27 protein-coding genes and 1 riboswitch are annotated in these 24,694 nt (G+C 66.7%); of the genes, 8 read left to right on the forward strand and 19 right to left on the reverse strand.

The window, feature by feature from the left end; genetic code table 11:
• Positions 1–7 precede the first annotated feature (7 nt).
• The 5 genes from DFR52_RS16640 to DFR52_RS16660 all read left to right on the forward strand — a co-directional run bounded on the left by DFR52_RS16640 (position 8) and on the right by DFR52_RS16660 (position 3,249).
• Positions 8–1,117 carry a cobalt-precorrin-5B (C(1))-methyltransferase gene (locus DFR52_RS16640; RefSeq protein ID WP_110033126.1) on the forward strand — a complete coding sequence of 370 codons (1,110 nt, stop codon included), beginning with the start codon at positions 8–10 and terminating at the stop codon, positions 1,115–1,117.
• Complete coding sequence (locus DFR52_RS16645) at positions 1,107–1,787, forward strand: cobalt-precorrin-6A reductase (RefSeq protein ID WP_110033127.1); 681 nt, start codon at positions 1,107–1,109, stop codon at positions 1,785–1,787. The genes DFR52_RS16640 and DFR52_RS16645 overlap by 11 nt, the downstream gene beginning before the upstream one ends.
• 69 nt (positions 1,788–1,856) lie before the next feature.
• Entirely contained in the window at positions 1,857–2,483 is a 627-nt protein-coding gene (locus tag DFR52_RS16650) for a glutathione S-transferase family protein (RefSeq protein ID WP_110033128.1), read from the forward strand.
• A gap of 83 nt (positions 2,484–2,566) precedes the next feature.
• Positions 2,567–2,914, forward strand: coding sequence for a type II toxin-antitoxin system RelE/ParE family toxin (locus DFR52_RS16655; protein WP_245415380.1), 348 nt, complete (start codon positions 2,567–2,569; stop codon positions 2,912–2,914).
• Positions 2,911–3,249: a helix-turn-helix domain-containing protein gene (locus tag DFR52_RS16660; RefSeq protein ID WP_110033129.1), complete on the forward strand. Its 339-nt coding sequence runs from the start codon at positions 2,911–2,913 to the stop codon at positions 3,247–3,249. The genes DFR52_RS16655 and DFR52_RS16660 overlap by 4 nt, the downstream gene beginning before the upstream one ends.
• A 21-nt stretch (positions 3,250–3,270) precedes the next feature.
• Here DFR52_RS16660 and cobM read toward each other — a convergent pair whose 3' ends face one another.
• The 9 genes from cobM to DFR52_RS16705 all read right to left on the reverse strand — a co-directional run bounded on the left by cobM (position 3,271) and on the right by DFR52_RS16705 (position 11,179).
• The gene (cobM, locus tag DFR52_RS16665) at positions 3,271–4,056 is read right to left on the reverse strand and encodes a precorrin-4 C(11)-methyltransferase (protein ID WP_110033130.1); all 786 of its coding nucleotides are present in this window, start codon (positions 4,054–4,056) and stop codon (positions 3,271–3,273) included.
• Positions 4,053–5,915 carry a precorrin-3B C(17)-methyltransferase gene (cobJ, locus tag DFR52_RS16670; protein WP_110033131.1) on the reverse strand — a complete coding sequence of 621 codons (1,863 nt, stop codon included), beginning with the start codon at positions 5,913–5,915 and terminating at the stop codon, positions 4,053–4,055. Before cobJ ends, cobM begins: the two co-directional genes overlap by 4 nt.
• Complete coding sequence (gene cobI / locus DFR52_RS16675; RefSeq protein WP_110033132.1) at positions 5,912–6,646, reverse strand: precorrin-2 C(20)-methyltransferase; 735 nt, start codon at positions 6,644–6,646, stop codon at positions 5,912–5,914. The genes cobJ and cobI overlap by 4 nt, the downstream gene beginning before the upstream one ends.
• A complete protein-coding gene (cbiE, locus tag DFR52_RS16680; protein ID WP_110033133.1) occupies positions 6,643–7,869 on the reverse strand; it encodes a precorrin-6y C5,15-methyltransferase (decarboxylating) subunit CbiE in 1,227 nt (408 codons plus the stop codon). The genes cobI and cbiE overlap by 4 nt, the downstream gene beginning before the upstream one ends.
• Positions 7,862–8,503: a precorrin-8X methylmutase gene (locus DFR52_RS16685; RefSeq protein ID WP_110033134.1), complete on the reverse strand. Its 642-nt coding sequence runs from the start codon at positions 8,501–8,503 to the stop codon at positions 7,862–7,864. The genes cbiE and DFR52_RS16685 overlap by 8 nt, the downstream gene beginning before the upstream one ends.
• Before the next feature lie 3 nt (positions 8,504–8,506).
• A complete protein-coding gene (locus tag DFR52_RS16690) occupies positions 8,507–9,781 on the reverse strand; it encodes a sirohydrochlorin chelatase (RefSeq protein WP_110033135.1) in 1,275 nt (424 codons plus the stop codon).
• Positions 9,782–9,785: 4 nt separating this feature from the next.
• Positions 9,786–10,028, reverse strand: a complete 243-nt coding sequence (locus tag DFR52_RS16695; RefSeq protein ID WP_110033136.1) for a DUF6732 family protein — start codon at positions 10,026–10,028, stop codon at positions 9,786–9,788.
• Positions 10,029–10,301: 273 nt separating this feature from the next.
• The gene (locus tag DFR52_RS16700) at positions 10,302–10,724 is read right to left on the reverse strand and encodes a TerB family tellurite resistance protein (protein WP_110033137.1); all 423 of its coding nucleotides are present in this window, start codon (positions 10,722–10,724) and stop codon (positions 10,302–10,304) included.
• Positions 10,721–11,179, reverse strand: a complete 459-nt coding sequence (locus DFR52_RS16705) for a TerB family tellurite resistance protein (RefSeq protein ID WP_158284983.1) — start codon at positions 11,177–11,179, stop codon at positions 10,721–10,723. The genes DFR52_RS16700 and DFR52_RS16705 overlap by 4 nt, the downstream gene beginning before the upstream one ends.
• Positions 11,180–11,365: 186 nt before the next feature.
• Here DFR52_RS16705 and DFR52_RS16710 point away from each other — a divergent pair, with 186 nt between their 5' ends.
• A complete protein-coding gene (locus DFR52_RS16710; RefSeq protein WP_110033139.1) occupies positions 11,366–12,151 on the forward strand; it encodes a TSUP family transporter in 786 nt (261 codons plus the stop codon).
• Positions 12,152–12,157: 6 nt separating this feature from the next.
• Here the strand turns inward: DFR52_RS16710 and DFR52_RS16715 are convergent, their stop codons facing one another.
• From DFR52_RS16715 to DFR52_RS16760, 10 genes are all read right to left on the reverse strand, one after another.
• Complete coding sequence (locus DFR52_RS16715; RefSeq protein WP_110033140.1) at positions 12,158–12,589, reverse strand: EamA family transporter; 432 nt, start codon at positions 12,587–12,589, stop codon at positions 12,158–12,160.
• A 12-nt stretch (positions 12,590–12,601) separates the two neighbouring features.
• Positions 12,602–13,216 carry a cob(I)yrinic acid a,c-diamide adenosyltransferase gene (gene cobO / locus DFR52_RS16720; RefSeq protein ID WP_110033427.1) on the reverse strand — a complete coding sequence of 205 codons (615 nt, stop codon included), beginning with the start codon at positions 13,214–13,216 and terminating at the stop codon, positions 12,602–12,604.
• A 36-nt stretch (positions 13,217–13,252) separates the two neighbouring features.
• Positions 13,253–13,684 (reverse strand): GNAT family N-acetyltransferase, encoded by a 432-nt coding sequence (locus tag DFR52_RS16725; RefSeq protein ID WP_110033141.1) that lies wholly within the window; start codon positions 13,682–13,684, stop codon positions 13,253–13,255.
• Between the two features lie 2 nt (positions 13,685–13,686).
• A complete protein-coding gene (locus tag DFR52_RS16730; RefSeq protein ID WP_158284984.1) occupies positions 13,687–14,076 on the reverse strand; it encodes a GFA family protein in 390 nt (129 codons plus the stop codon).
• Positions 14,069–17,875 (reverse strand): cobaltochelatase subunit CobN, encoded by a 3,807-nt coding sequence (gene cobN, locus DFR52_RS16735; RefSeq protein ID WP_110033143.1) that lies wholly within the window; start codon positions 17,873–17,875, stop codon positions 14,069–14,071. Before cobN ends, DFR52_RS16730 begins: the two co-directional genes overlap by 8 nt.
• 6 nt (positions 17,876–17,881) lie before the next feature.
• Positions 17,882–18,940 carry a cobalamin biosynthesis protein CobW gene (gene cobW, locus DFR52_RS16740; RefSeq protein WP_110033144.1) on the reverse strand — a complete coding sequence of 353 codons (1,059 nt, stop codon included), beginning with the start codon at positions 18,938–18,940 and terminating at the stop codon, positions 17,882–17,884.
• A 3-nt stretch (positions 18,941–18,943) separates the two neighbouring features.
• A complete protein-coding gene (gene cobU, locus DFR52_RS16745) occupies positions 18,944–19,477 on the reverse strand; it encodes a bifunctional adenosylcobinamide kinase/adenosylcobinamide-phosphate guanylyltransferase (RefSeq protein ID WP_110033145.1) in 534 nt (177 codons plus the stop codon).
• A complete protein-coding gene (locus DFR52_RS16750; RefSeq protein ID WP_110033146.1) occupies positions 19,474–20,286 on the reverse strand; it encodes a CbtA family protein in 813 nt (270 codons plus the stop codon). The genes cobU and DFR52_RS16750 overlap by 4 nt, the downstream gene beginning before the upstream one ends.
• Positions 20,287–20,298: 12 nt before the next feature.
• Positions 20,299–20,478: a CbtB domain-containing protein gene (locus tag DFR52_RS16755; protein ID WP_110033428.1), complete on the reverse strand. Its 180-nt coding sequence runs from the start codon at positions 20,476–20,478 to the stop codon at positions 20,299–20,301.
• A gap of 50 nt (positions 20,479–20,528) precedes the next feature.
• A riboswitch (cobalamin riboswitch) is annotated at positions 20,529–20,895 on the reverse strand.
• 42 nt (positions 20,896–20,937) lie between these two features.
• The gene (locus tag DFR52_RS16760) at positions 20,938–22,401 is read right to left on the reverse strand and encodes a cobyric acid synthase (protein WP_110033147.1); all 1,464 of its coding nucleotides are present in this window, start codon (positions 22,399–22,401) and stop codon (positions 20,938–20,940) included.
• 322 nt (positions 22,402–22,723) lie between these two features.
• Between DFR52_RS16760 and DFR52_RS24535 the strand changes: the two genes are divergently transcribed.
• Both DFR52_RS24535 and DFR52_RS16765 read left to right on the forward strand, forming a co-directional pair.
• Positions 22,724–22,888, forward strand: a complete 165-nt coding sequence (locus tag DFR52_RS24535; RefSeq protein ID WP_158284985.1) for a hypothetical protein — start codon at positions 22,724–22,726, stop codon at positions 22,886–22,888.
• A gap of 717 nt (positions 22,889–23,605) precedes the next feature.
• Positions 23,606–24,613 carry an ABC transporter substrate-binding protein gene (locus tag DFR52_RS16765; RefSeq protein WP_110033148.1) on the forward strand — a complete coding sequence of 336 codons (1,008 nt, stop codon included), beginning with the start codon at positions 23,606–23,608 and terminating at the stop codon, positions 24,611–24,613.
• The last annotated feature ends 81 nt before the right edge of the window (positions 24,614–24,694 follow it).

The raw sequence follows: 24,694 nt of genomic DNA on the forward strand, positions 1-24,694 counted from the left end.
TAGCGACATGGACGGCGCAGAAAACACCACCCGCGTGGAAAAACCCGAAGGCGAACTGCGCCGCGGCTGGACCACCGGCGCCTGCGCCACAGCCGCGACCAAGGCCGCGCTGACCGCATTGTTCACCGGCCGTTTCCCCGACCCGGTCAGCATCACCCTGCCGCGCGGCGAGACGCCGTCGTTTCCGCTGGCGCGCGAGGCACTGGGTGGCGGCCAGGCGATGGCTGCGATCGTCAAGGACGCCGGCGACGACCCCGACGTCACCCACGGCGCCACGATCATGGTGAGCGTGCGGACGGGACCCTCGGGCAGCGGCATCATCTTCAAGGCCGGCGAAGGCGTCGGCACCGTGACGCTCAACGGCCTGCCGGTGGCCGTCGGCGAGGCGGCGATCAATCCGGTGCCGCGCGCCATGATGCGCGACGTGATCGAGAGCCTCTGCGCCGTCCATGGCCGCGCCGCCGACATCGCGGTGGAGATCTCGATCCCCGACGGCGAGGACATCGCCCGGCAGACCTGGAACCCGCGGCTCGGCATCCTCGGCGGCCTGTCCATCCTCGGCACCACCGGCATCGTGCATCCGTTCTCCTGCTCGGCCTGGATCCACTCGATCCACCGCGGCATCGATGTCGCCCGCGCCGAGGGGCTGGCGCATGTGCTCGGCGCCACCGGCTCGACCTCGGAGAAAGCCGCGCAGGATTTTTACAGCCTGCCCGACATCGCATGTCTCGACATGGGCGACTTCGCCGGCGGCCTGCTCAAATATCTTCGCGTCCATCCGGTACCGAGACTGACGATGGCCGGCGGCTTCGCCAAGCTGACCAAGCTCGCCCAGGGCGCGCTCGACCTGCATTCCGGCCGCAGCCAGGTCGACATGCGGTGGCTCGCCGACGAGGTGGCCAGGCTCACCTTGAATCAGTCTCTGAGCCAGCCGATTCTCGCCGCCAACACCGCGCTCGAAGTGTTTGAACTTGCACGGCAAAACGGCGTCGACATCGCGACGGTCGTGGCCCGGCAGGCGCGTCTTGTGGCACTCGACACGTTGCGCGGCGCTCACGTCGAGGTCGATGTCATCGTCACGGACCGCTCCGGGACCATCATCGCCCATGCCAGCTGACACCATCCTCATTCTCGGCGGCACCAGCGAGGCGGCAAGTCTGGCGGGAGAGATGGTGGCCGCCCTGCCCGGCGCCCGCATCGTCACCTCGCTGGCCGGGCGGACCAGGCAGCCGGTACCGGTTGCGGGCGAGGTGCGCAGCGGCGGCTTCGGTGGCGCGGCGGGCCTGGCGCAATGGATCCGCGACAACCGCGTCACAAGGCTGATCGACGCCACCCATCCCTTCGCCACGCAGATCAGCCGCAACGCCGTCATCGCGTCGGAGATGACGGGTGTGCCGCTGGAGGTGCGCTCGCGGGAACCCTGGCCGAAGCGCCCGGGCGACCTCTGGACCGAAGTCGCCACCCTGGGAGCCGCCCGTGATACCATTCCATCCGGCGCCCGCGTGCTGCTGGCGCTCGGCTCGCAGCACATCGAGGTCTTCGCAAGCCGCGCCGACGTGCATTTCGTCATCCGCATGGTGGACGCTCCGGAGACGCCGCCCGCCCTGCCCGACCACTCCCTCGTTCTGGGGCGTCCGGGCGCGACCGTCGAGGCGGAATCGGCCCTGCTCCATGCACACGCCATCACCCACATCGTCTGCCGCAACTCCGGCGGCGCCGGCGCCTACGCCAAGATCGAGGCGGCGCGCCGCCTGGAACTGCCGGTGATCATGGTCGGACGCGACTGAGCGGCTGCCTTGCCAAGCCGCTCAAGCTGGGCGAGCATCGCGCCGCCCTCGCCCCACCGGAGCCGCAGCATGATTCTCATCGGCCAGTATGATTCCTCGTTCACCCGCCGCATCGCCATCGCGATGAAACTCTACGGCATCGCCTTCGAGCACCGGCCGTGGTCGGTGTTCTCGGACGCAGACCGGCTGCGCAAGGTCAATCCGCTGGTGCGGGTGCCGACGCTGGTGCTCGACGATGGCGAGGTGCTGATCGACAGCCATTCGATCATCGATTTTCTCGACCGGCTGGCGCCCGCCGGCAAGGCGATGTTTCCGGCCGCGGAGCCGGAGCGCCACCGCGCCATGAAGGTGGCGGCGCTCGCCACCGGCGTCGCCGACAAGGCGGTGGCGCTGTTCTACGAGATCCACATGCATCAGCAGCCCTCGACCAGCCTGATGGCGCGGCTCACCATGCAGATCCACGGCGCGCTGGCCGCGCTGGAGAGCTCGCGAGCGGAGGCGGACGGCGATTACTGGTTTGGCGACGCCATCGGCCACGCCGACATCGCGGTCGCCTGCGCCTTCCGGCACCTGACCGAGGCGCTGCCCGACGTGGTCGGCGCCGGCGAATACCCCGCCATCCGCGCCCACTGCGCGCGGCTGGAGGCGATGGACGTGTTCAAGGAAAACAGCCAGGCGTTCATTCCGCCGAAGTGAGGGGGCGCGGACACTGACTTGCGATGAGTGTTTACTCATAATGCAGGAATGGACCGGTTATCGCGCCCTCCACGGCCGCAGCTTTGGATTGGCTCAAGCAGAAAGGACTACGCTGCCTTTCCACCAAAAGTACAGGAAGGCTCGGCTTCGAGTTGTTTCTACCGCAGACAGGTCATCACCCGCCCTCCGCCAAGGTGCTGAAGGGCGTGGGTGCCGGCGTCGTGGAACTGGTCGGCGATTTTGACGGCGACACGTTCCGGTCCGTCTACACCGTGAACTTCGAGACAGCGATCTACGTGCTTCACTGTTTCAAGAAAGAATCCAAACGCGGCCGTCAAACGCAAAAGACAGATCTCGATCTGACCCGACGCCGTGCCCAGGTGGCGGAAGCCGACTATAAGAGCCGTATCAAAGAGGATCCGAAGGGATGAGCACTGATAACAACGAAGTTCACGCCGGCAATCCCAACATCTTTGCCGAGCTGGAGTTGCCCGACGCGGAAAGCCATTTCCTCAAGGCGCAGATCGTTGCGGAGCTGTATCGGCTCACGCAGGAAGCGAAGCTGACCCAGGCCCGGACCGGCGCCCGCATGGGCATCAGCCAGCCGGAGGTTTCGCGCCTGTTCAAGGGCCATTTCCGCGAATACTCGGTGGAGCGGCTGATCGGCTTCCTGACCGCCTTTGACCAGGACGTTGAGATCGTAGCCACATCAAGAGCGAAGGATGGTGGCCCCGGCCAGATTACATTCAGGCCGGTCTCCGGCTGAGGCGCCTCTGCGGGCTTCCCCTCAAACCTCCGCCTTGGCCTTCTTCTTTTTCCCGACATTCCTGAGCACGTGCGAATAGTCGGAATTGTAGAGATCGCTGTCGCGGAACTTGTTTTCGCCGAACACCTTGCCGACCATGATCAGCGCGGTACGGGTGATCTTGTTCTTGCGCACCTCCTCTTTCATGCCCTCGAGCGTGGTGCGGATGTAGAGCTCGTCCGGCCAGGTCGCGCGGTAGGCGATAACTACCGGGCAGTCAGCGCCGTAGAACGGCTCGAGCGCGCGGCGGACATAATCGAGATTGCGGATCGACAGGTGGATGGCGAGCGTCGCCCGCGACTGGCCCAAAATTTCCAGCTGTTCGAATTCCGGCATCGACGAGGCCTTCATGCCGGTGCGGGTGATGATCACCGTCTGGGCGATTTCCGGCAGCGTCAGTTCGGTGGCGAGCTTCGCGGCCACGCCGGCGAAGGCCGGCACGCCGGGCACGACTTCGTAGTCGATGCCGAGTGCATCGAGCCGGCGCATCTGCTCGGCCACGGCACCGTAGATCGAGGGATCGCCGGAATGCACCCGCGCCACGTCCTGGCCGAGCGCGTGCGCCTTTTCCATCTCGGCGATGATCTGTTCGAGATTGAGCGGCGCCGTGTCGAGCACCCGCGCGCCCTCGGGGGCGGCCTTCACCGTTTCCTCCGGCACCAGCGAACCGGCGAACAGGCACACCGGGCAGCGCTGGATCAGCTTGAGCCCGCGCACGGTGATGAGGTCGGCCGCGCCCGGTCCGGCGCCGATGAAATAGACGGTCATTCTGCTGCTCCTGCGATTGCCTGGCCTGACCCCTGGCGTGTCATGGCGCTGCCCTGTTTGCGGGCGTAGCCGCGCGGCGTGTAGACCCACTGGCGGCCGTCGCCGGTGCGCACGGTGGTGGTGTTGGACGAGCCGACGATGACGACGGTCAGCATGTCGACATCGTCGACATCGAGCGAGCCCAGCGGCACCACCCGGACGAGTTCGCCGGGGCGGCCGAGATTGGTGGCGAGAATCACCGGCGTGTCGGCGGGACGGTGCTCGAGCAGCCGGTCGCGGGCGTAAGCCAGCTGGGTGCGGCGCTTCATCGACACCGGATTGTAGAAGGCGATGACGAAGTCGCCCTCGGCGGCCGCCTTCAGCCGCCGCTGAATGTCTTCCCAGGGGGTGAGCAGGTCGGAGAGCGAGATGGTGCAGAAATCGTGCCCCAGCGGCGCGCCGGCGCGGGCAGCGGCGCCCTGCAGCGCCGAGATGCCGGGCGAGCACTGGATCGCGATGCGCCTGGCGCCGTCGCTCAGGCCCTCCTCGCCCTCGGCCTTGTCGAGCAGTTCGAACACCAGCGTCGCCATGGCGTAGATGCCGGCGTCGCCCGAGCAGACCAGCGCCACGTCACGCCCCTCGCCGGCAAGTTCCATGGCGTGGCGGACGCGCGCCTCTTCCTTGCCGAGGTCGAAATCGTGCCGTGTCTTGCCGCGGGCCAGCGGCCCGAGCAGGTCGAGATAGAGCGAGTAGCCGACGAGATCGGTGGAGGCGCGGACCAGATCGGAAACCTCCGGCGAGCGCCAGCCGTCCGAACCCGGGCCGATGCCGACGACATAGAGCTTGCCGCGCCCACGACCCGGCAGGTGGGTCGGAGTGAAGGGCTGCGCGGCACACGCGATCGCGCAGGTGGCACGGCGGGTCTTGCGCTTGGCTTGGACCAGTGCGCCCGAGGCGCCGACAGCGGCGAGCGCGGCCCCCTCGGAGACGCCGTGGCAGCCGACCTCGGCGAAGACCACATCGGACGGATGGGCGAGCCGCGGCGTCTCTGCCTCGAGCGTCGCCGCATCGAAGAACCGCGCCGGGCAGCCGAGGCGCTCGGCGACCGCATGCACGGCGGCCTCGTCGGCCTTGACGTCGAGCGAGACGACGACGCCGACCGAGGCCGGAGACAGGCCAGCGGCCTTCAACGTTTCCATCGCCAGGTCCCAGGCCTCGTCGGCGTCGCAGCCGCGCTCGCAGCCGATGCCGAGCGCCAGTGTTTTCGGGTGATAGAGCAGACCATCTGCGGGTGCCGCGACATCGCGGTCGCTCGTCATCAGCACGACTGCGCCCTCATCGGAAAGCGGCAATCGGGCCTGGCTGAGCCACGGCGCCTCGCCCTCGAGCCGGGCCGCAGCGCCGCCCACCAGATCGGCCATCGCCTGCTTTGCGGCCTGCGGGTTGGCGAGCGAAAATCCTTCCGGCGGGGCGTCGAGCGCGATGCCGAAGCGCACGTCGCCCGCCGTGGTCACCGCCGCCATGCCGCCGGTCAATCCGGCGATCTTGCGCGCCATGTCATTGGCGCCGTGGTGGCCGCCCAGGAGCGGCACGACCGCCGATCCATCTTCGGCGACGCTGATCACCGGCGGCTCGCCCGTCTTGTCGGAAAGGTGCGGCGCGATCAGCCGGATGACAGCCCCCGCCGCCATCAGCGCGACGATCGGCCGGCCCGCGGCAAACAGCTCCGCGAGATGGGCGCCGGTGTCCTCGAAGCGGACATCGGCCACGCCGACGCGGCGCGAGAGCCCGTGCACGGAACCGCCCAACGCGGCGGCGATGATGTCCGCCAACGGCCGGGCTTTGTCCGACAGGATGACAATGGCTGGTTGCTGGCTCATAATTGGCTCCCCGGCGAAGGCAGGTTCGCAACCCAGTCCTCCCCGCCCTTGTAGATCAGGATCATCGAAAAATACGGCGCCGTGTCGTCGGGCACCTCGGAAAGCGGCATCAGCCGCTGGGCGGCAAGCGAGACGCGCTCCACATAAACTGCATGAGGCGTCAGATTCAGATCTTCAATCAGCGTCCGCAAGCGCTTGAAATGCCGGCCGATCTTGATGATCGCCACAGCGCCGGCCGAGTTGATTCGGTTTGTCAGCTCGGCGTCGGACAAGGGGCCGGGCAGCACGCTGAGCACGTCGTTGCGCGCCGCCAGCGGGCGCCCGGCGGCCGACGCCGCCGCCATCATCGAGGAGACGCCGGGCACGACGAGCGTCGGATATCGGTGCGCCAGCCGCTCATGCAGATACATGAAGGAGCCATAGAAGAACGGATCGCCCTCGCAGAGCACGGCGACGTCGCGGCCGGCATCGAGATGGGCCGAGATCTCGTCCGCCGCCCGGTCATAGACATCCTGCGCCGGGAAGCGCTCGGTGCGCATCGGCACGACGATCGCCACCTCGATCTGCCCGCCGGGCAGGTGGGGTGCCGCGATCTCGCGGGCGAAGCTCGGTCCGGTGTCGGGCGCCGGCCAGGCGATCACGGGGACGGATTTCAGGATCCGCACCGCCTTCAGGGTCATGAGTTCGGGATCGCCGGGACCGAGCCCGAGGCCGTAGAGGGTGCCGGTCATGCCTCGTGTCCCTTGGTCACCGACCACAAGGTCACCGGCATCATCGGTTTCCAGCCGAGATAGCGGCCGACCGGTTCGGCGCGGCTGACCTGCATGCGGATCAACTCACCGCCGTGGCTGGCCTGCAGCGCGAACAGGCGCGCCTCGCTCTCCACCGTCACCGCATTGGCGACCAGCCGACCGCCGGCTTTCAGTGCGGCCCAGGCCGCCTCGAACACCCCCTCGCCGGTCAGTCCGCCGCCGATGAAAACCGCATCGGGCGCGGGAAGGCCGGCCAGCGCGTCGGGCGCATGGCCGGCGACGATCTCGAGACCGGGGGTGCCGAGCGTCCTGGCATTGTCGGCCATCATGTCGCGCCGCGACGCCGTGCCCTCGATGGCGATGGCGCGCGCGTTGCGCGCCGCCCGCATCCATTCGATGCCGATCGAGCCGCTGCCCGCGCCGATGTCCCAGAGCAGCGCGTCCGGGCACGGCGCCAGCCGCGAGAGCGTGGCGGCCCGGATCTCGCGCTTGGTCAGTTGACCGTCATGCAGGAAGGCCTCGTCGGGCAGGCCCGGCACCAGGGGATTGAGGGCCGCGCCGTGCTTCGCAATCATCTCGACGGCCAGCGTGTTGAAGGCGGCGAAGTCGGTTCTGCCGGCGACGATCTCGCTCGCCGTCATCCGCCGGATCCGCTCGGCCGCGCCGCCCATGTGCTCGAGCACGGTCATGATCGAGGGACCATAGCCGGCGGCAGCCAGGATTGCAGCCGCATCGCCGATGGTGCGTCCGGCTGATGTCAGCGCGACGATGCGGTTGCCCGGCTGCATGTGGGCTGCCAGCGTATGCACCGAGCGGCCGTGCAGCGAGATCTGCGCCACGTCCTGCAGCGCCCAGCCGAGCCGGCTTGCCGCCAGCGAGAACGCCGAGGGGTTGGGGATCACCCGCATTTCGGAGGCATCAAGATAGCGCCTGAGCGTGGCGCCGATGCCGAAATGCATCGGGTCGCCGGTGGCGAGAATGGTGACGGGCTTGCCGCGGCGGGCCAGCAGCAGTTCGATGGTCTCGCTGACGCCGAAGGTCCAGGCGATCACCTCGCGCTCGCCCGCATCGATGACGTCGAGAACGCGCTGCGGCGCAATCACGGTCGCGGCTTCGTCGAACAGGGCGCGCGCCTCCGCCGTCAGGCTGTCGAGACCGTTGTCGCCGATGCCGAGAATCGTCAGCCAGGAAGTGTCAGCCATGTCCTTCGAGCCCCGCCGCCAGCGCGTTGACCGCGGCCGAGGCCATGGCGCTGCCGCCGCGCCGTCCGCGCACGGCAAGATACGACACGCCGCGCGGATTGGCGATCAGTTCGTCCTTGGATTCGGCGGCGCCGACAAAACCGACCGGCAGGCCGAGAATGACCGCCGGCCTCGGGGCGCCGGCGTCGATGAGTTCCAGGAGCCGGAACAGGGCCGTCGGCGCGTTGCCGATGGCGATCACCGCGCCGGCCATGTGCTCGCTCCAGAGATCGACCTGGGCGGCCGACCGCGTCGTCGCCTTCGCCGTCGCCAGATCGGCCACGCGCGGATCACCGAGCAGGCAGATGACCGGATTGGCCTTCGGCATGAGCCGCGCGATCACCCCGTGACGCACCATCTCGACATCGCAGATCACCGGCGCCCCCGCCATCAGCGCCGCCCGGCCGGCCTCGACCAGATCGGCGGAGGCGACGATGTCGCCTGCCAGGTCGGTCATGCCGCAGGCGTGGATGAGCCGGATGACGACATCGGCCAGCGGCGCCGAAAACCGGCCGAGATCCGCCTCGGCGCGAATGGTCGCGAAGGACTGCCGGTAGATTTCCGAGGGATCGCGGACATGGTCGGGGACGGCCACGGCTCAGACCTTCTTCTTGTCCATCGAGCGCGGTCCCAGCGGGTGGTCGGCATGGGGATAGGGATGATGGTGATGGGCATGGCCGTCGCCGTGGTCGTGACTGTGGTCATGCGGGTGATCATGGGCATGGGCATGATCGTGGGCATGGTCGTGCGAATGGCCGTGATCGTGATCGTGGTCGTTTCCGTGATCGTGGCCGCCGTCATGGTGGTGATGATCGTGGCCATGGTCATGGTCATGATGCTCATGATCGCCGTGCGCATGAGCCACAGGCTCGAGCGCCGCGGGGCTCGAATGGCTGTGCACCGGCGTCCACGGCAGGCCATGGGCGCGGCAGAACTCCTCCTCGCGGCACGACGCGTCGCAGTCACCCTTGCAGGGACAGTTCTCAAGACCGCCGCCGATGCCCTCGACATGGTGGTGGTGGCTTTCCTGCGGCAGGCCGACTTCGGCCTCGAAGCCCAGCACCTGCTCGCGGTACTTGCACATCTGGCAGTTCATCAGCGCCTGGCCGTCGAGGATTTCCTGCACCCGGTCCTGGAAGGTGTCGAGCACCAGCGGGTGGTCGCTGAGATAGGAAGCCTTGACGAACTGGATCTCGGGATGCTCGGCGGCCACCTCGTCGGTCTGCGAATAGATCCGCTTGACCAGCACGCCGGTGAACAGGAAATAGGGAAACACGATGATGCGCTTGTAGCCGAGCTTGGCCGCGTGCTTGAGCCCGGGGGCGACCAGCGGGAAGGTGACGCCGGAATAGACCGTCTCGCCCCAGCCGAAGCCGAGCCCTTCCCAGAGCATCCGCATCACCTTGGTGGCGTTGGAATTGGCGTCCGGATCCGACGAGCCGCGGCCGACCACCACCAGCATGGTGTCATGCAGCGGCAGTTCGCCGAACTCGGCATTGGCGGCTTCGACGGCTTCGGTGATGCGGGCGCCGGCGGCGCGGATCATCCTGAGATCGATGCCGAGTTCGCGTCCGTAGCTGATCACCATGTCGCGGTTCTGCGCCTGGTAGGTGTTGAGCACGGAGGGAATGTCGTTCTTGGCGTGGCCGGCGGCAAACAGCATGCCCGGCACGGCCAGCACCCGGGTGACGCCCTTGGCGCGCAGCCGGTCGAGCCCCTCGGATATCACCGGATTGCAGAATTCGAGATAGCCGTATTCGACCGGCGTGTCGGGATAGCGGGCGCGCAGGCCTTCCGACACCGTGGCGAATTCGCGCGCGGCGTTCTGGTTGCGGCTGCCGTGGCCGCAAACCATGATTCCTATCTTTTCCATTGTGTCAGGCCTCCGCGCCCTGGGTGTCCGGTTCCGCGTCCGCGCTTGCGTCGGCTTCCTTGCTGTCACGATCGGCGTTGAGCTTGCGCTTGCCGGCCCAGGCGGCGATCGCCGCCGCCCCCGCGGCGGCAGCCCAGCCGACCCAATGGCTGTGACCGGCCAGTTCGCCCAGATGCCCGCCATGGGCGTGCGCCTGGCCGGCGCCGAAGGCACGGAAGATCAGAAGGAAAGGTATCAGCTTGCGCATCGGGCGCCTCCGGACGACGTGACAAAATTTGCACGAAACGCCGGCAACCAGCCGACGCGAAACGCCAGGCCAGGGGACCGAACCGGACAGCTTCGGACTTGGCCCTTGATCTAAGTCAGCCGCACCGAAATCACTCTCAGCCTGTCACCAGGCGCCGTCGCACATGGGCCGGAGTCTTAGGCCGATCGTCCCCGGGGGTCAAACCCCGATTGCGCCAGCGCCGGCATCATTCGCGTCATGGCCGTGGAAAAGCGCGGTCGTCCCGGACCTCGCTCAGGCCATGCCGAGCCGCCGCGCGGTGGCCGAGAAGAGCGCTTTCTCGCGGTCGTCGATGTCGCCGTCGGCACGCGCGATTTCCGCCATATGCTCGAGAATCTGGCGCTTGCGCGCGACCGGCAGCGCCGCCAGCATGTCGGCTGCCTGGGCGTCGGTGGTCTCATAGCCGAAATCATCGATGTATTTGAGAATGTCGCCCAGTTCGTCCGCCTGCAGGCCGAGCAGCCGGGTGCAGACGCTGGTGAAGGCCGCGGCTTCGTCGGGGCCGACCTTGGCGTCGGCGAACGACATGCGCACCAGCAGCAGCAGTTCGGCGACCAGATGCGGGTCGTCGGCCACGGTCTCGATCGACGAATGGGTGTCGAACAGGCCGCGGACCTTGTCCAGCCATGTCTGTGAACCGGAGGGCGTGTCGGTCATGGCGAAATTCCTTCGATATCCGGATCGATTCCGAGCAGGTCGGCGGTATTGCCGATCAGCCGCTGTGTGTCTTCGTTCATAGCCGATTCGCCGCCCGCGATGCTGATCATTGCGGCCAGCAGCTGCCTTCGTTCCGCGCGCCCCAGCATCCGCAGCAATTCGAACTTTTCGGCCTCGACCGCCCGCCCCTCCGGCGAATCGAGCAAGGCGTGCATGGCCGCCAGATCCTCCGCGCCGATGTCGAACCTGTCGCGGCAGACACGCTCGAAGCCGTTGAGCTCTTCCTGACGCACGACGCCGTCCAGCAGCACCACGCGGAACAGCAGAAGCATCTGCGCCATGGCGACGGGATCGCCGGCAAGTCTTTCGATCGCGGGAGAACGGACCGGCTTGCGCCGGAAGCGTTCGGCCAGAACCTTGACGAGGTTGGACAGTTCGGTCGCTTCCTGTTGCATCGGGATGATTCCCGACTGACGGCGCATCTTAGGCCGGGTCGGGCGGAATTGAAATCGGCAGGAAATTCCCATCGGCCTGCCGACCGGCGGAACCGCTCGCCACGTTGCCCCGGATGCAAGTCCGGCATTGTCCCTGCCACCGGTCCGTGTCATAGGCTCGCCACGTTTCCGCGAGCCAGGCCCCCCATGTCAGATCCGACCCTTCTCCTGATGCTGTTGCTGCTGCTGGCGGCATTTCTGGCCGGATTTGTCGATTCGATTGCCGGCGGCGGCGGCATGATCATCCTGCCGGTGCTGCTGCTGGCCGGGCTTTCGCCGGTGGAGGCGCTCGGCACCAACAAGCTGCAGGGCCTGTTCGGCTCGAGTTCCGCCACCATCGCCTATGCGCGCAAGGGTCATGTCGACCTGCGGAGCCAGTTCGGCTCGGCGCTGCTGTCGGCCGCCGGTGCCGCTGTCGGGGCGCTGCTGGCCGCCTATGTGCCCGGCGACGTCTTCCGCGCCGTGCTGCCCTTCATGCTGGTGGCCATCGCGCTGTTCTTCGCCTTCAAGCCGAATATGGGCGATATCGACCGCGCCCGCCGGATGCCGGCGCTGATCTTCGCCGCCACCATCGTGCCGCTGGTCGGCTTCTATGACGGCATCTTCGGTCCCGGCGCCGGATCCTTCTTCATGCTCGCCTTCGTGGCGCTTGCCGGCTACGGCGTGCTCAAGGCCACCGCCCATACCAAGCTGCTCAATTTTGCCTCGAATTTCGGCGCCTTCGCCGTCTTCGCGGTCTTCGGCGTCATCTCCTGGAAGATAGGCCTGATGATGGGCGTGGCGCAATTCGCCGGCGCCCAGGCGGGCTCGCATTTCGCCATGAAGAACGGCGCACGAATCATCAAGCCGCTGCTGGTCATCACCTGCGCGGCGCTGGCGCTGAAGCTCGCCAGCGATCCGGCCAACCCGGTCAGGGTGTGGCTGGGAATCTGAGAGGCTTCAGAACACGGCGAGCAGGATCGTGCCTGTGGCGATCAACCCCACGCCGAACCAGTTCATCGCGGACAGATGTTCGCCCAGGAACATGACGCCGAAGATTGCCACCATCACGATCGAGAGTTTGTCGAGCGGCGCCACACGGGCGGCGTCACCCAGTTTCAGCGCCCGGAAGTAAGCGAGCCACGAGGCGCCGGTGGCGAGGCCGGACAGTCCGAGAAAGAACCAGGTCTTCAGCGGGATTGTCTGCGGATTGCGCCATTTGCCCATCGCCGTCAGGATGGCACCAAGCACCAGCATGATTACGCAGGTGCGTATGAAGGTGGCCAGATCGCTGTCGATGTCGCTGATGCCGATCTTGGCGAAAATCGCCGTCAGCGCCGCAAACACGGCGGCCACCAGAGCCCAGAATTGCCAGCTTGCCGATAGGCTCATTGCTACGCCTGTCTAAAACTCCACGCCGATCTGCGCCTTCACGCCGGAGCGGAACGGGTGCTTGACCATCTCCATCTCGGTGACCAGGTCGGCGAACTCGATGAGCTCGTCCTTGGCGTTGCGGCCGGTGAGCACGACGTGGGTCATCGCCGGCTTCTCGGTGGCGATGAAATCGATCACCTCGTTGACGTCGATATAGTCATAGCGCATGGCGATGTTGATCTCGTCGAGCAGCACCATCGAGTTGCGCTCGTCGCGGATCATCTCCTTGGCCTTCGCCCAGGCGGCCTGCGCCATCTCGATGTCGCGGGCCTTGTCCTGGGTGTCCCAGGTGAAGCCTTCGCCCATGGTGTGGAACTGGCAGATCTCGGAGAAGTGCTTGAGGATCAGGTCGCGCTCGCCGGTCGACATCGCGCCCTTGATGAACTGCACCACCGCGCACGGCTTGCCGTGGGCGATGTGGCGGAAGATCATGCCGAAGGCGGCCGAAGACTTGCCCTTGCCCTTGCCGGTATGGACGATGACCAGGCCCTTCTCGCCGGTCTTGGTGGCCATGATCTTCTCGCGCGCCGCCTTCTTCTTGGCCATCTTCTCGGCGTGGCGGGCGTTGAGTTCTTCCTCGGTCATGCCGTCGGTGATCTTGGGGCGGTCGTCGCTCATGTCTTACTCCGATGTCTGAAATGTCTTGGCGAACCAGATTCGTTGCGGCGCGCCGCCGGCCGCCGGAAGACGGCCGCATTCGATATAGCCCATGCTGGCATAGAATCGCGGTGCCTGGAAATCGAAGGTGTCGAGATAGACGCCCACCAGACCGCGGTCGCGGGCGATCTCCTCGGCCCGCAGCATCATCGCGCGGCCGAGGCCGCTGCCGCGCCGGCCCTCGGCGACGACGAGATATCTGACGAACAGCCACCCCTGCATGGTGCAGGCGGCAAGGCCGCCGATGAGGGCACCGTCACCGGCATCGGCCCTCAGGTGCAGGGGTGTCTCGATGAAGGGCTTGTCCAGCTCGAGTGCGGCGGCATCCAGCATGGCGTTGAGCGAGGCCGCGAAATCGTCCGCCTCGCCCTCGATCTCGGTGATGGCAAAGTTCATGCTCAATCAATGTCCTTGGGCAGGTCATCGGCAACGGTCAGCCAGCCGACCCGCTCGCCCCAGTGATCATGCTGCCGCATCGTGATCGCGGCCGGCTCTTCGAGCAGCATGACGTAAAAGTCGATCTCGCCAGGGCGCTGATCCGACTCGTAGGACAGCGGTGAGCCGCAATTTCCACAAAAGCCCCGCCTCACGCCCGCCGAGGAGGCAAAGAAGCGCACGGCATCGCCCTCGAGCTCACCATCGCCCGTGGCCACGGTGAAGAAGCTCGTGACCGGCGACGACGTCGCCCGGCGGCAGCTCTCGCAATGGCAGTGATTGGCACCGATGATGGCGCCGTGAATTTTCAGCTTCACGCCGCCACACAGGCAGCGTCCCGTCAGGTCAACCATGGGCTTCATCTCCTTGAGAGAGTTGCGCAAGATCGAAGCGCGCCGAATTGCTTCTCGGCCGCCACAGCCCGCGCTCGATCGCCTCGTCGAACTTAGCCGCCATTTCCCTCAGCGCATCGGGGTTTTTCTCGCGCAGGAAGTCGAGCACCGCGCCGTCGACGAGATAGGCCTGGTAGACCGCCTCGAAATGGTGGTCGCGCACCGCGCCGGTGGTGGCGGAGAAGGCGAAGAGATAGTCGACCGTCGCCGCCATCTCGAAGGCGCCCTTGTAGCCATGGCGCATGACGCCGGCGATCCATTTCGGATTGACAGCGCGGCCGCGCACCACGCGGGCGATCTCTTCCTCCAGCGAGCGGATCACCGGCCGCTCGGGGCGCGAATGGTCGTTGTGGTAGATCGCCGGGCGAGAACCTTTCAGCGATTCCACCGCCGCCGTCATGCCGCCCTCGAACTGGTAATAATCGTCGGAATCGAGAAGATCGTGCTCGCGGTTGTCCTGGTTCTGCACCACCGCATCGACGCTCGAAAGCCGCTGCTCGAACAGGCTTCGCGCCGGCTGGCCTTCGGCCTCCGCGCCATAGGCGTAGCCGCCCCAGACGATGAAGGCCTCGGCGAGATCGTCGCGGCTCGTCCAGCCCTTCTCGTCGATCAGCGCCTGCAGGCCGGCACCATAGGCGCCGGGCTTGGAGCCGAACACCCGGAACGAGGCCTGGCGTGCGGCATCCTCGGCGCTGGCGCCCTTGGCGATCAGGCCTGCGGTTTCCTCACGGGCGCGGGCCGCCAGCGGATTGTCCTCGCGGTCCTCGTCGAGAAGCGAGATCGCGCGCGCCGCCCGGTCAAACAGCGCGATCTGGTCGGGGAAGGCATCGCGGAAGAAGCCGGAGATGCGAAGCGTCACGTCGACACGCGGCCGCGCCATCATCGCCATCGGGATGATCTCGTAGCCGGTGACGCGGCGCGAGGCCATGTCCCAGACCGGCTTTGCCCCGATCAGCGCCAGCGCCTGGGCAATGTCGTCGCCGCCGGTGCGCATGTTCGAAGTGCCCCAGGCGGTGATGGCGAACGAGGTCGGCCACTCGCCATGATCCTGCACATGGCGGGTGACCAGCAGCTCGGCGGATTTCCGCCCCAACTCCCAGGCCGCCGGCGTCGGCACGGCGCGGCTGTCGACGGAGTAGAAATTGCGCCCCGTCGGCAGCACGTCCGGCCGTCCCCGCGTCGGCGCACCGGAGGGGCCGGGGGCGACGAAGCGGCCTGACAATGCTGTGAGGATGCCGTCGATTTCGGCGGGGCCGGAGGCCGTGACGGAGGGCCGGATGGTGGCGTTCACCTCGGCCATCACGGCCGCCGTCGCGGCCCAGCCGGCTGGCACGGCCGTTTCGCCGGAGACGAATTGCGCCGCCATGAGTTCGATGCGTTCGACGGTGTCGCCGTTGGTCCGCCACGGATCGTCGCTGACGGCGCGGAGTTCGGTGGGTCGCGGTCCGGACCAGGGCGCGCCCATGGCGCAGTCGAGGGGGTCGAAGATGGCACTGCCCCCTCCGTCCGCGCTGCGCGCGGCCACCTCCCCCGTATCGGGGGAGGAAAACCCTGCCGAAAGCCCCGCATCCGCCGCAATCGCCCGGTGCAGGCTCGCCTCGCCCGGGGCGGTGCCGCGCGGCAGGCGGGCGAGCGCCACCACCAGGTCGGTGAGCAGACGGCCTTCGGGCGCCAGGCCGAAGATGTGCAGCCCGTCGCGGATCTGCATTTCCTTGAGATCGCAGAGCCAGGCGTCGAGCTTTTCCAGCGCCATGTCGTCGTCATCGCCGGCTGCGATGCCAGCATCCGTGTCGAGGCCGATGTCCCGCACCAGGTCGAGGATCTGGCCCTTGAGCAGTTTCAGCCGCCGCGGATCGTGGCCCGAAGCCTGGTAGAACTCGTCGACCAGCGCCTCGAGGTCGCTGAGCGGCCCGTAGCTCTCGGCCCGGGTGAGCGGCGGGGTGAGATGGTCGATGATGACGGCGGCGGAGCGGCGCTTGGCCTGCGTCCCCTCGCCCGGATCGTTGACGATGAAGGGATAGACATGCGGCGTCGGGCCGAGCGCTGCTTCCGGATAGCAGGCGGACGACAGCGCCAGCGCCTTGCCCGGCAGCCATTCCAGATTGCCGTGCTTGCCCATATGCACGGCGGCATCGACGTCGAAGCAGCGCCTGAGCCAGCAGTAGAAGGCCAGGTAGCCGTGCGGCGGCACCAGATCGGGCGCGTGGTAGCTCGCCTTCGGGTCGATGTTGTAGCCGCGCGCCGGCTGGATGCCGACGACGGCATTGCCGAAGCGCAGGAGCGGCAGCCGGAAGGCGCCATCGGCGAGGAACGGATCGGTCTCGGGCGCGCCCCAGCGTTTGGTGACGGCTTCTTGCACGTCCGGATGCAGCGTGGCGAAAAACGCAGCGTAATCCTGCAGCGACAATTCCTCGCCGCCTGTGCGGCCTTCGACCAGGGCATTGGTCGGTCCGGCCTTGAGCCTGTCGATCAGCGCATCGCCGTCGGCGGGCAATTTGCCGATGGCATAGCCAGCCGCGCGCATGGCCTTCATGACCTCGACGGTGCCCGCCGGCGTGTCGAGGCCGACGCCGTTGGCGATGCGGCCGTCGCGGTTGGGGTAATTGGCGAGAACGATCGCCACGCGGCGCTCCGCCTCGGGCTTGCGCCTGAGCCGCGCCCAGCGGGCGGCGAGTTCGGCGACGAAGGCCATCCGGTCGGGCGCCGGTTCGTGGGTGACGATGTTGGTCTCGACCAGCGGGTCGAAGCGCGCCGCCGCCTTGAAGCTGACGGCGCGGCCGAGCACCCGGCCGTCGACTTCCGGCAGCGCCACGTGCATGGCGAGATCTCGCGAATTCATGCCCTGGGAAGAGCCCGCCCAGGCCTCGCGCGTGGTCGAGGCGAAGACTGCCTGCAGCACCACGGCGCCGGTTGATTCCAGCACTGTGCCCTTTGTGACCCCTCCCGGCGCGGAGACGGCGAAGCCGGTGGAGTTGATCACCACGTCGGGCGCGCAGTCGGCGAACAGTGCCTCCGCCGTGCCGCAGGAGACGGCATCCTTGAGGCTGGAGACGAAGACGGGCAGCGCGTTGGCACCCTGCTCGCGCAAGGCGGTGATCAAGGCCTCGACCGGGGCGGTCTGGCCGCTCTGCACCAGCGCCCGGTAGAAGCAGATCGCCGCCACCGGCGCGCCCGGGATCCAGTGCTCGGCGCGCAGCCTGTCGAGCGACGGCGAGGCCACACCCGGCCACCACAGCCCCGCCTTCAGGAGCGGCGATGCCGGCGCGGGCGCCTCGACCCCAGTGACCAGCGCCTCGGCCGCCGCGACAAAGGCGGCGGCATTCTCTGCCCCGCCCTCGTTCAGATACGCCCAGAGCCGTGCCCGGTCGGATGCAGCGACGGTGGAAAAGGAGTCGAGCCCCGGATCCGGCTTGTCGTCTCCGGGCAGCGCCACGATGGCGAACTTGCCGTTGACGGCGCAAGCGTGCAGCGCTTCCAGCGCATAGGAGAAATAGCTGGCGCCGCCCAGCGCCCGGACAACCACCAGCTTCGCGTGCCGGACCGTTTTGGCGACATAGGTGTCGACCGACATCGGGTGGCGGAGCTGGCCGAGATTGGCAAGCCGCCAGTCGAGCCCGCCGGTCGTGGCCCGCGCCGCGGCGATGGCCGCAAGTTCCGTGTCGGCGGCGCTCAGAAGGACGATGTCGCCCGGGGTCTGTCCGAGGTCGAGCGCCTCGCCCTCCTCCGACAGCGTCCCCTTCTGGGCGAGCAGCAGATGCATGGCGGCTCAGCCCCCGAGAGCGGTCAGGCCGGAGCGAATGGAGGCTTCGTCCATATCGTGCAGGCCGATGACCACGAGCCTTGTGGCGCGCGCTTCGTCGGCGCCCCAGGGCCGGTCGAAATAACTGTCGATGCGCGAGCCCACGGCCTGGACCACCATGCGCATCGGCTTGCCGGGCATGGCGACAAATCCCTTGAGCCGCAGCACGTCGTGCTCGGCGATGATCGCCTTGAGCCCGTTCTGGAAGCCCGCCGGGTCAGCGACCGCACCGAATTCGACGATGAAGCTCTCGAACTCGTCGTGGTCGTGGTCGTGCTCCTCGCCATTCTCGTGCTCCATCTCGTGATGCGACTTGCGGTTGGCGATGTCGTCCTCGCTGCCGACGCCCAGGCCCAGCAGCACTTCCGGCGAGACTTCGCCGTTGCGCGAGACGATGACAGCGGGCGTCCGCTTGAGATGGGCGAAAATGTCGGCGCGGATCGCCTCGATGGCCTCGTCGGACACCAGGTCGGCCTTGTTGAGCACGATCAGGTCGGAGGCCGTCAGCTGGTCCTCGAACAGTTCCTCGAGCGCGCTGTGATGGTCGAGCTGGTCGTCGGCCATGCGCTGGGCGTCGAGCTTGTCATGATCGTCGGCAAAGCGACCGGCGGCGACCGCGGCGCTGTCGACCACGGTGATGACGCCGTCGACGGTAACCTGGGTCTTGATGCCGGGCCAGTTGAAGGCGGCCACCAGCGGCTGCGGCAGAGCCAGGCCGGAGGTCTCGATGATGATGTGATCGGGACGACTGTCGCGGGCGAGAAGCTTTTCCATCGTCGGAATGAAATCGTCGGCCACGGTGCAGCAGATGCAGCCATTGGTGAGCTCGATGATGTCGTCCTCGCGGCAGGCTTCCGCGCCGCAGCCGCGCAGCACGTCGCCGTCAACGCCGAGATCGCCGAACTCGTTGATGATCAGCGCGATGCGCTTGCCCTTGGCGTGGGTCAGCATGTGCCGGATCAGCGTGGTCTTGCCGGCGCCGAGGAAGCCGGTGATCACGGTGGCGGGAATCTTTGTCGTCTGCATCTTTCAACCCTTCATTTTCAATGGCAGCCCGGCGGTCACGAAATAGACCGTCTCGGCAATTGCCGCGATTTTCTGGTGCGCCCGCCCCGCGTGGTCGCGGAAGGCGCGGGCCATGGCGTTCTCCGGCACGATGCCGAGGCCGACCTCGTTGGAGACCAGCACCATGGGGCCGGCAAGCCCGGGCAATGCTGCCAGCAGCGCATCGACCTCCAGGTCGACCGACTTGTCGGCGAGCATCAGATTGGTGAGCCACAAGGTGAGGCAGTCGACCAGCACCGGCCGATCCGGGCGTGATTCGCGCTTGAGCACGCTTGCGAGATCGAGCGGCTCCTCGATGGTCGTCCAGCCGTCGCCACGCCGGTCCTGGTGGCGGGCGATGCGCTCGCCCATCTCCGCGTCCCAGGCCTGGCCGGTGGCGATGTAGAGCCAGGATGGGGCGGCCTGCGTGACCAGGCTTTCGGCAAAGCCCGATTTGCCCGAGCGAGCACCGCCCAGCACCAGCGTCACTGGCTGCAGTGCGGCAACCCGGCCGCTCACACCGATGCGCCTTCGTCGACCCGGGACAGGAAGTGACCGAGCAGGCCGCCGAGCAGCAGCCAGAAGCCGAGCGTGGTCGCCAGCGAAGCGACGGTGTATTCGGCCGCCAGGAACGCCGGGACGGCGCTGGAAATGTCCGCGGGCTGCGGCGCGCCATAGACATGCGGCGCCACGATCAGCACCACGCCGAGCGACTTGGCGATCCATTCGGGCCTGAGCGCGACCAGCCAGATCCCGGCCGCCGACAGCGCCACCGTGATCATCCACCAGGTCTGCCGCGCCTGCAGGTCGATCTCGGGAAAGCCGGGAAGCTCGGGCGGCAGGCCCCAGGCCGGCGCCAGTTGCACCGCAAACCAGCCGGCGGCCCCGAGCAGCAGGCCGCGGCCGACGGCCTGCTTGCCCTTGCCGAAGCGGATATCGAGCAGCAACGCCGCTGCCGCCAGCATCAGCCCGAAGCCGCCGCCGGCCGCGAGGTTCGCGAGCACCGTGTTGCCGAGCCGGCCTAAGCCGAGCACGGATTCGCCATCGCCGTGATCATGAGAATGGGCTTCGGGCGCCGCACTGGCGGGCGCTGCCGCGTCCGTGTTGGCGTGAGCATGGCCCGCGGGCGTGGCTGCGCCATGGTCGTGGCCGGCAACTTCGGTCGTGCCGGCTCCATGGTCGTGCGTGGAAACGGCGGCGCTGCCGCCGCCTTCATAGGCTTCGGCCTGCAGGATCAGCGGCACGATCTTGATGTACTGGGCGGGGGTCATCGCCAAACCGGCAATGAGCCCGGCGGCAAGCGCCGCCAGGAGAAACCTGACAATCATCGGATCAATCCCTCAGTGGCAGGGAAAGCCGTAGGAATGGCGCGTGTCGTGCGCCGCATCGTGCAGCGCCGCGGAATTGGCGAGACCGACGCCGAAGACCAGGAAAGCGCCGAGAAGAAGCGCGATCAGGCCGGCCGTCGCGCGGGCGCTGGTGCGGGTGGCGAGCGAAGACGAAACAGTGTTGGCAGCCATGACAACCTCCGTGAATGGCATGGAAGAGGACCTCTCCCAGGGCTCGGGCGAGAACGCCCTGTCGAATGGCAGGTCTCCTGGCTCGCGGGTCACGGCAACTTCGTTGCCATCAGCGAATGTCGGCCTTCCCGGCGGTTGCGACGGTGATGAAACGGGACGATTCGTAGATCAGGAGGCGTCCGCGCCTGGTTGCTCATACCGCCACGCCAGTGGCTTGGCCGATCGGCATCGGGGTTGAAAGTCCGGGCGGAATTGCCCTGCCTTCATCCGGCATGCCGGCCGGTGACATTCGCCTCGCCGCTCTACAGTCGCGGGGTCGGCTGCGATAAGGATTCCCTGCTTGGGTCGATCCCGTCGCATTCCCTTTTGATCCTGGCGACAATTTGCCGCCGTGGAACCATTCAGTCCTCTGATTGATAGTGAGGGCGCCTGCGGGTGTCAATCGCGTTTGCGGCGCGGTCAGGCGATCGATGCCGCTGCCGCGACAATCGCCTCGAAACCCACCAGCCGGTCGAGATCCTCGGCGATCGAGTCGAGCGCCGTATCCACCGCGCCGCGGTAATCGGCCAGGCCGGCGAGAATGCCGAATTCGGCCAGCAGCGAAGCGCGATAGGCGTCGGAGCCGAACAGCCCATGCAGATAGGTGCCGCAGACCCGTCCGTCGGGAGAGATCGCGCCGTCGGGATGATCGTTGATGACGGCGAAAGGCCGCGCGCAGTCCGGCCCGCGCGTCACCCCGAGATGGATCTCGTAGCCGTCAAGCGCAGCGCCGCTCCTGGCGTGGCGGGCCCTGACGTTCCGCACCGTTTTCTCGGGCGCCATCTCGGTTTCCATATCGAGCAGGCCGAGACCCTCGATCTCGCTCCGGCGGCCCTCGATGCCGAGCGGATCGGTGACCCGCCGCCCGAGCATCTGGAAGCCGCCACAGATGCCGATGATGCGCCCGCCGCGGCGGTGATGAGCCGCGAGATCCCGGTCCCAGCCCTGGGCGCGGAAATCCTCAAGATCGGAGATGGTCGATTTCGACCCCGGCAGCACCACCAGGGCGGCATCGGCGGGCAAGCGTTCGCCTGGACGCACAAAGACCAGATCCACCTCGGGCTCGGCCTTGAGGGGGTCGAAATCGTCGAAATTGGCAATCCGCCCAAGCATCGGCACGGCGACCTTCAAGGCCCGCGCCTCGCCGCGCGCCAGCCGTTCCAGCGCCACCGAATCCTCGGCCGGCAGCCGCGCGGCATCCTTGAGCCAGGGGATCACGCCCAGACAGGGCCATCCGGTGAAACGGCCGATGGCCGTGATGCCTGCATCAAACAACGTGACGTCGCCGCGGAACTTGTTGATCAGATAGGCCGCCACCATGGCGCGGTCTTCGTCGGGCAGGATCGTGTGGGTGCCCACCAGCGAGGCGATGACGCCGCCGCGGTCGATGTCGCCGACCAGCACCACGGGCACGCGCGCGCGCGTGGCAAATCCCATATTGGCAATGTCGCCGGCTCGGAGATTGATCTCGGCGGGGGACCCCGCCCCTTCGACCAGCACCAGGTCGGCGCCGGCGCTGACCCGGGTAAAACTGTCCATCACCGCCGCCATCAGCTCGGGCTTGAGCCGCTGGTAGTCCCGGCCGCGCGCCTGGCCGTGCACCCTGCCCTGCACGATCACCTGGCTGCCGGTTTCCGACTGCGGCTTGAGCAGCACCGGATTCATGTGCACCGAGGACGGCTGCCGGCAGGCCAGGGCCTGCAGCCACTGCGCCCGGCCAATCTCGCCGCCATCGTCAGCGACGGCGGCGTTGTTGGACATGTTCTGCGGCTTGAACGGCCGCACGACAAGACCGCGATTAGCCGCCAGCCGGCAAAAGCCCGCCACCAGAACGGTCTTGCCCACGTCCGAGCCGGTCCCCTGAAACATCAACGCCTTGGTCATGTCCCTCCCTAACGCATATCGGCCGAAGGTGTGCAACGGTTTCGGGATCACGACATGCACAATTAGAAAGAGCTAAGCACATCGCGTGAATCCGAATTCACGCGATGTGCTCTAGCACTGGCGGACGCCAACGGGATAGCGGCGATGCGCCGCTATCCCGGCCCGGCAGCGCCATTTCCCGAGCCGCCGGAAGGCGTTGGACCGCAACGCCGGCGCATTTGGAATAGCACGTCCGAAATGCGACACAGGATGCCGGAATTCTTGCACTGCATCATCACGAAAAAGCCTAGATCCACGCCCAGTGCGGGTCACCCGCAAACCCATGGCCCGCAAGGCCCAACAGAGATTGACGACCATGCTATTTATCTTCAACGGCAGCAACGGAATTCACATCGCCTGGAACAGCACCGGCCCGTCCACCAAGAGCCGCCCCCGCGGCCTGATGGCTGGATTCAGCCGCTTCATCCGGACCAGTTCCGCCGGCTGAACCACGCCGACGATCGGGACCTGCCAAAGCCGCCACGGGCAACCGGAGGCGGCTTTTTGCTGTCTGGAAAAACGAGGTCCTGAGAATCGGCCAGAGCCGGAAATGCGAAGGCCGCCGGGTCTGTTTCCAAACCGGCGGCCTGCCAAAGATACGCTTGGCGACCCCACACAACACATGAGATCCACGACGCCCCGGTACGCATTACCTGATCCGGGGCGGTCAGCAGGTGTCCCCCGCCGTGAGAGATGTGTAACTCGGACATCGTTACCGGACGGTTATCGAAACCCTAAGCAAGTATGAATCGCTCCTGTTTTTGAAACTTTACCGCCGTCCATCCGTCTATTCCCCGAGAATGGGCGCAGGATCGCACGCAGACATAGCGGGATTCAGATCATCGCCGACCGCGGCGGTGCAGGGGGTATCGGAACGCATCTGCGCATTTGTTCAGAATGTCGGCAATTGTTCGGCGGGAGGTTGATTTTTATCGGCGAGCGCTTAGGCTTGACGGATTGGAGCCCACTGGCGTTCCGCGACAGAGTTCCGCGGGGCGCGCCTGCACCACTTCATGTCGCCAATGCGGCATGAGAGACTGCTCAGATGGGCTTAGATGCTCTCAAGGCACAACGCCTTCAAATCCGACCGACGTCCGGTAAACGCAGTGACCGGATGCCACAAAACGGGAAATCCACTGCTCTTAAGACTGGGAGGTCTTAACATATGAAGAAGCTCCTCGCTTCCACCGTGCTCGCCGCAGGCCTGATGGGCTTTGCCGGCGCTGCATCCGCTGAAGACTGCGGTCGCGTCACGATCGCAAACATGAACTGGGCTTCGGCCGAGGTTCTTGCCAATATCGATGAAATCATCCTTTCCGAAGGCTATGGCTGCCAGGCCGAACTGGTTGCCGGCGACACCACACCGACGCTCACCTCGATGGTCGAAAAGCAGGAACCGGACGTCGCTCCCGAAGCCTGGATCAACTCGCTCCGCACACTGCTCGACGCGGCCGTCGCCGAAGGCAAGCTCGACTACGCTTCCGAATCGCTCAGCGATGGCGGCGTCGAAGGCTGGTGGATTCCCAAGTACTTCGCCGAAGCACATCCGGAAATCAAATCCATTGACGACGCTCTCGCACACCCCGAGCTGTTCCCGGCGCCCGGCATGGAAAATGCCGGCAAGGGCGGCGTCTACAACTGCCCCGAAGGCTGGGGCTGCCGCATCATCACCACCAACCTGTTCAAGGCCTACGGCGCCGCGGACAAGGGCTGGGTGACGGTCGAGACCGGTTCGGCCGCAGGCCTCGACGGCTCGATCGCCAAGGCCTACGAAAGCGAAGATCCGTGGCTCGGCTACTACTGGGCTCCGACCGCCATCCTCGGCAAGTACGAGATGGTCAAGCTCGAACATGGCGTTCCGCACGACAAGGCTGAATGGGACCGTTGCACATCGATCACCGATTGCCCCGACCCCAAGAAGAATGCCTGGTCCAAGTCGGAAGTCTACACGGTCGTGACGGATTCCTTCAAGAAGCGCGCCGGACCTGCCTACGAGTATCTGGCAAACCGCAGCTGGCCCAACTCGACCGTCAACACCCTGCTCGCATGGATGGCTGACAACCAGGCAACCGGCGAAGCCGGCGCCCGTCATTTCCTCAAGGAAAATGAAGACATCTGGACGAAGTGGGTGTCGCCGGAAGCCGCCGAGAAAATCAAGAAAGCAGTGATGTAAACTATCGCTTACGGTGTGGCGGGCCCTGGTCCGCCACATTTCTTTCCAGCGTAGCGCGGCGGGGGACACAGCCGCATTGCT

The organism is Hoeflea marina (genome assembly GCF_003182275.1).
GTDB lineage: Bacteria > Pseudomonadota > Alphaproteobacteria > Rhizobiales > Rhizobiaceae > Hoeflea > Hoeflea marina.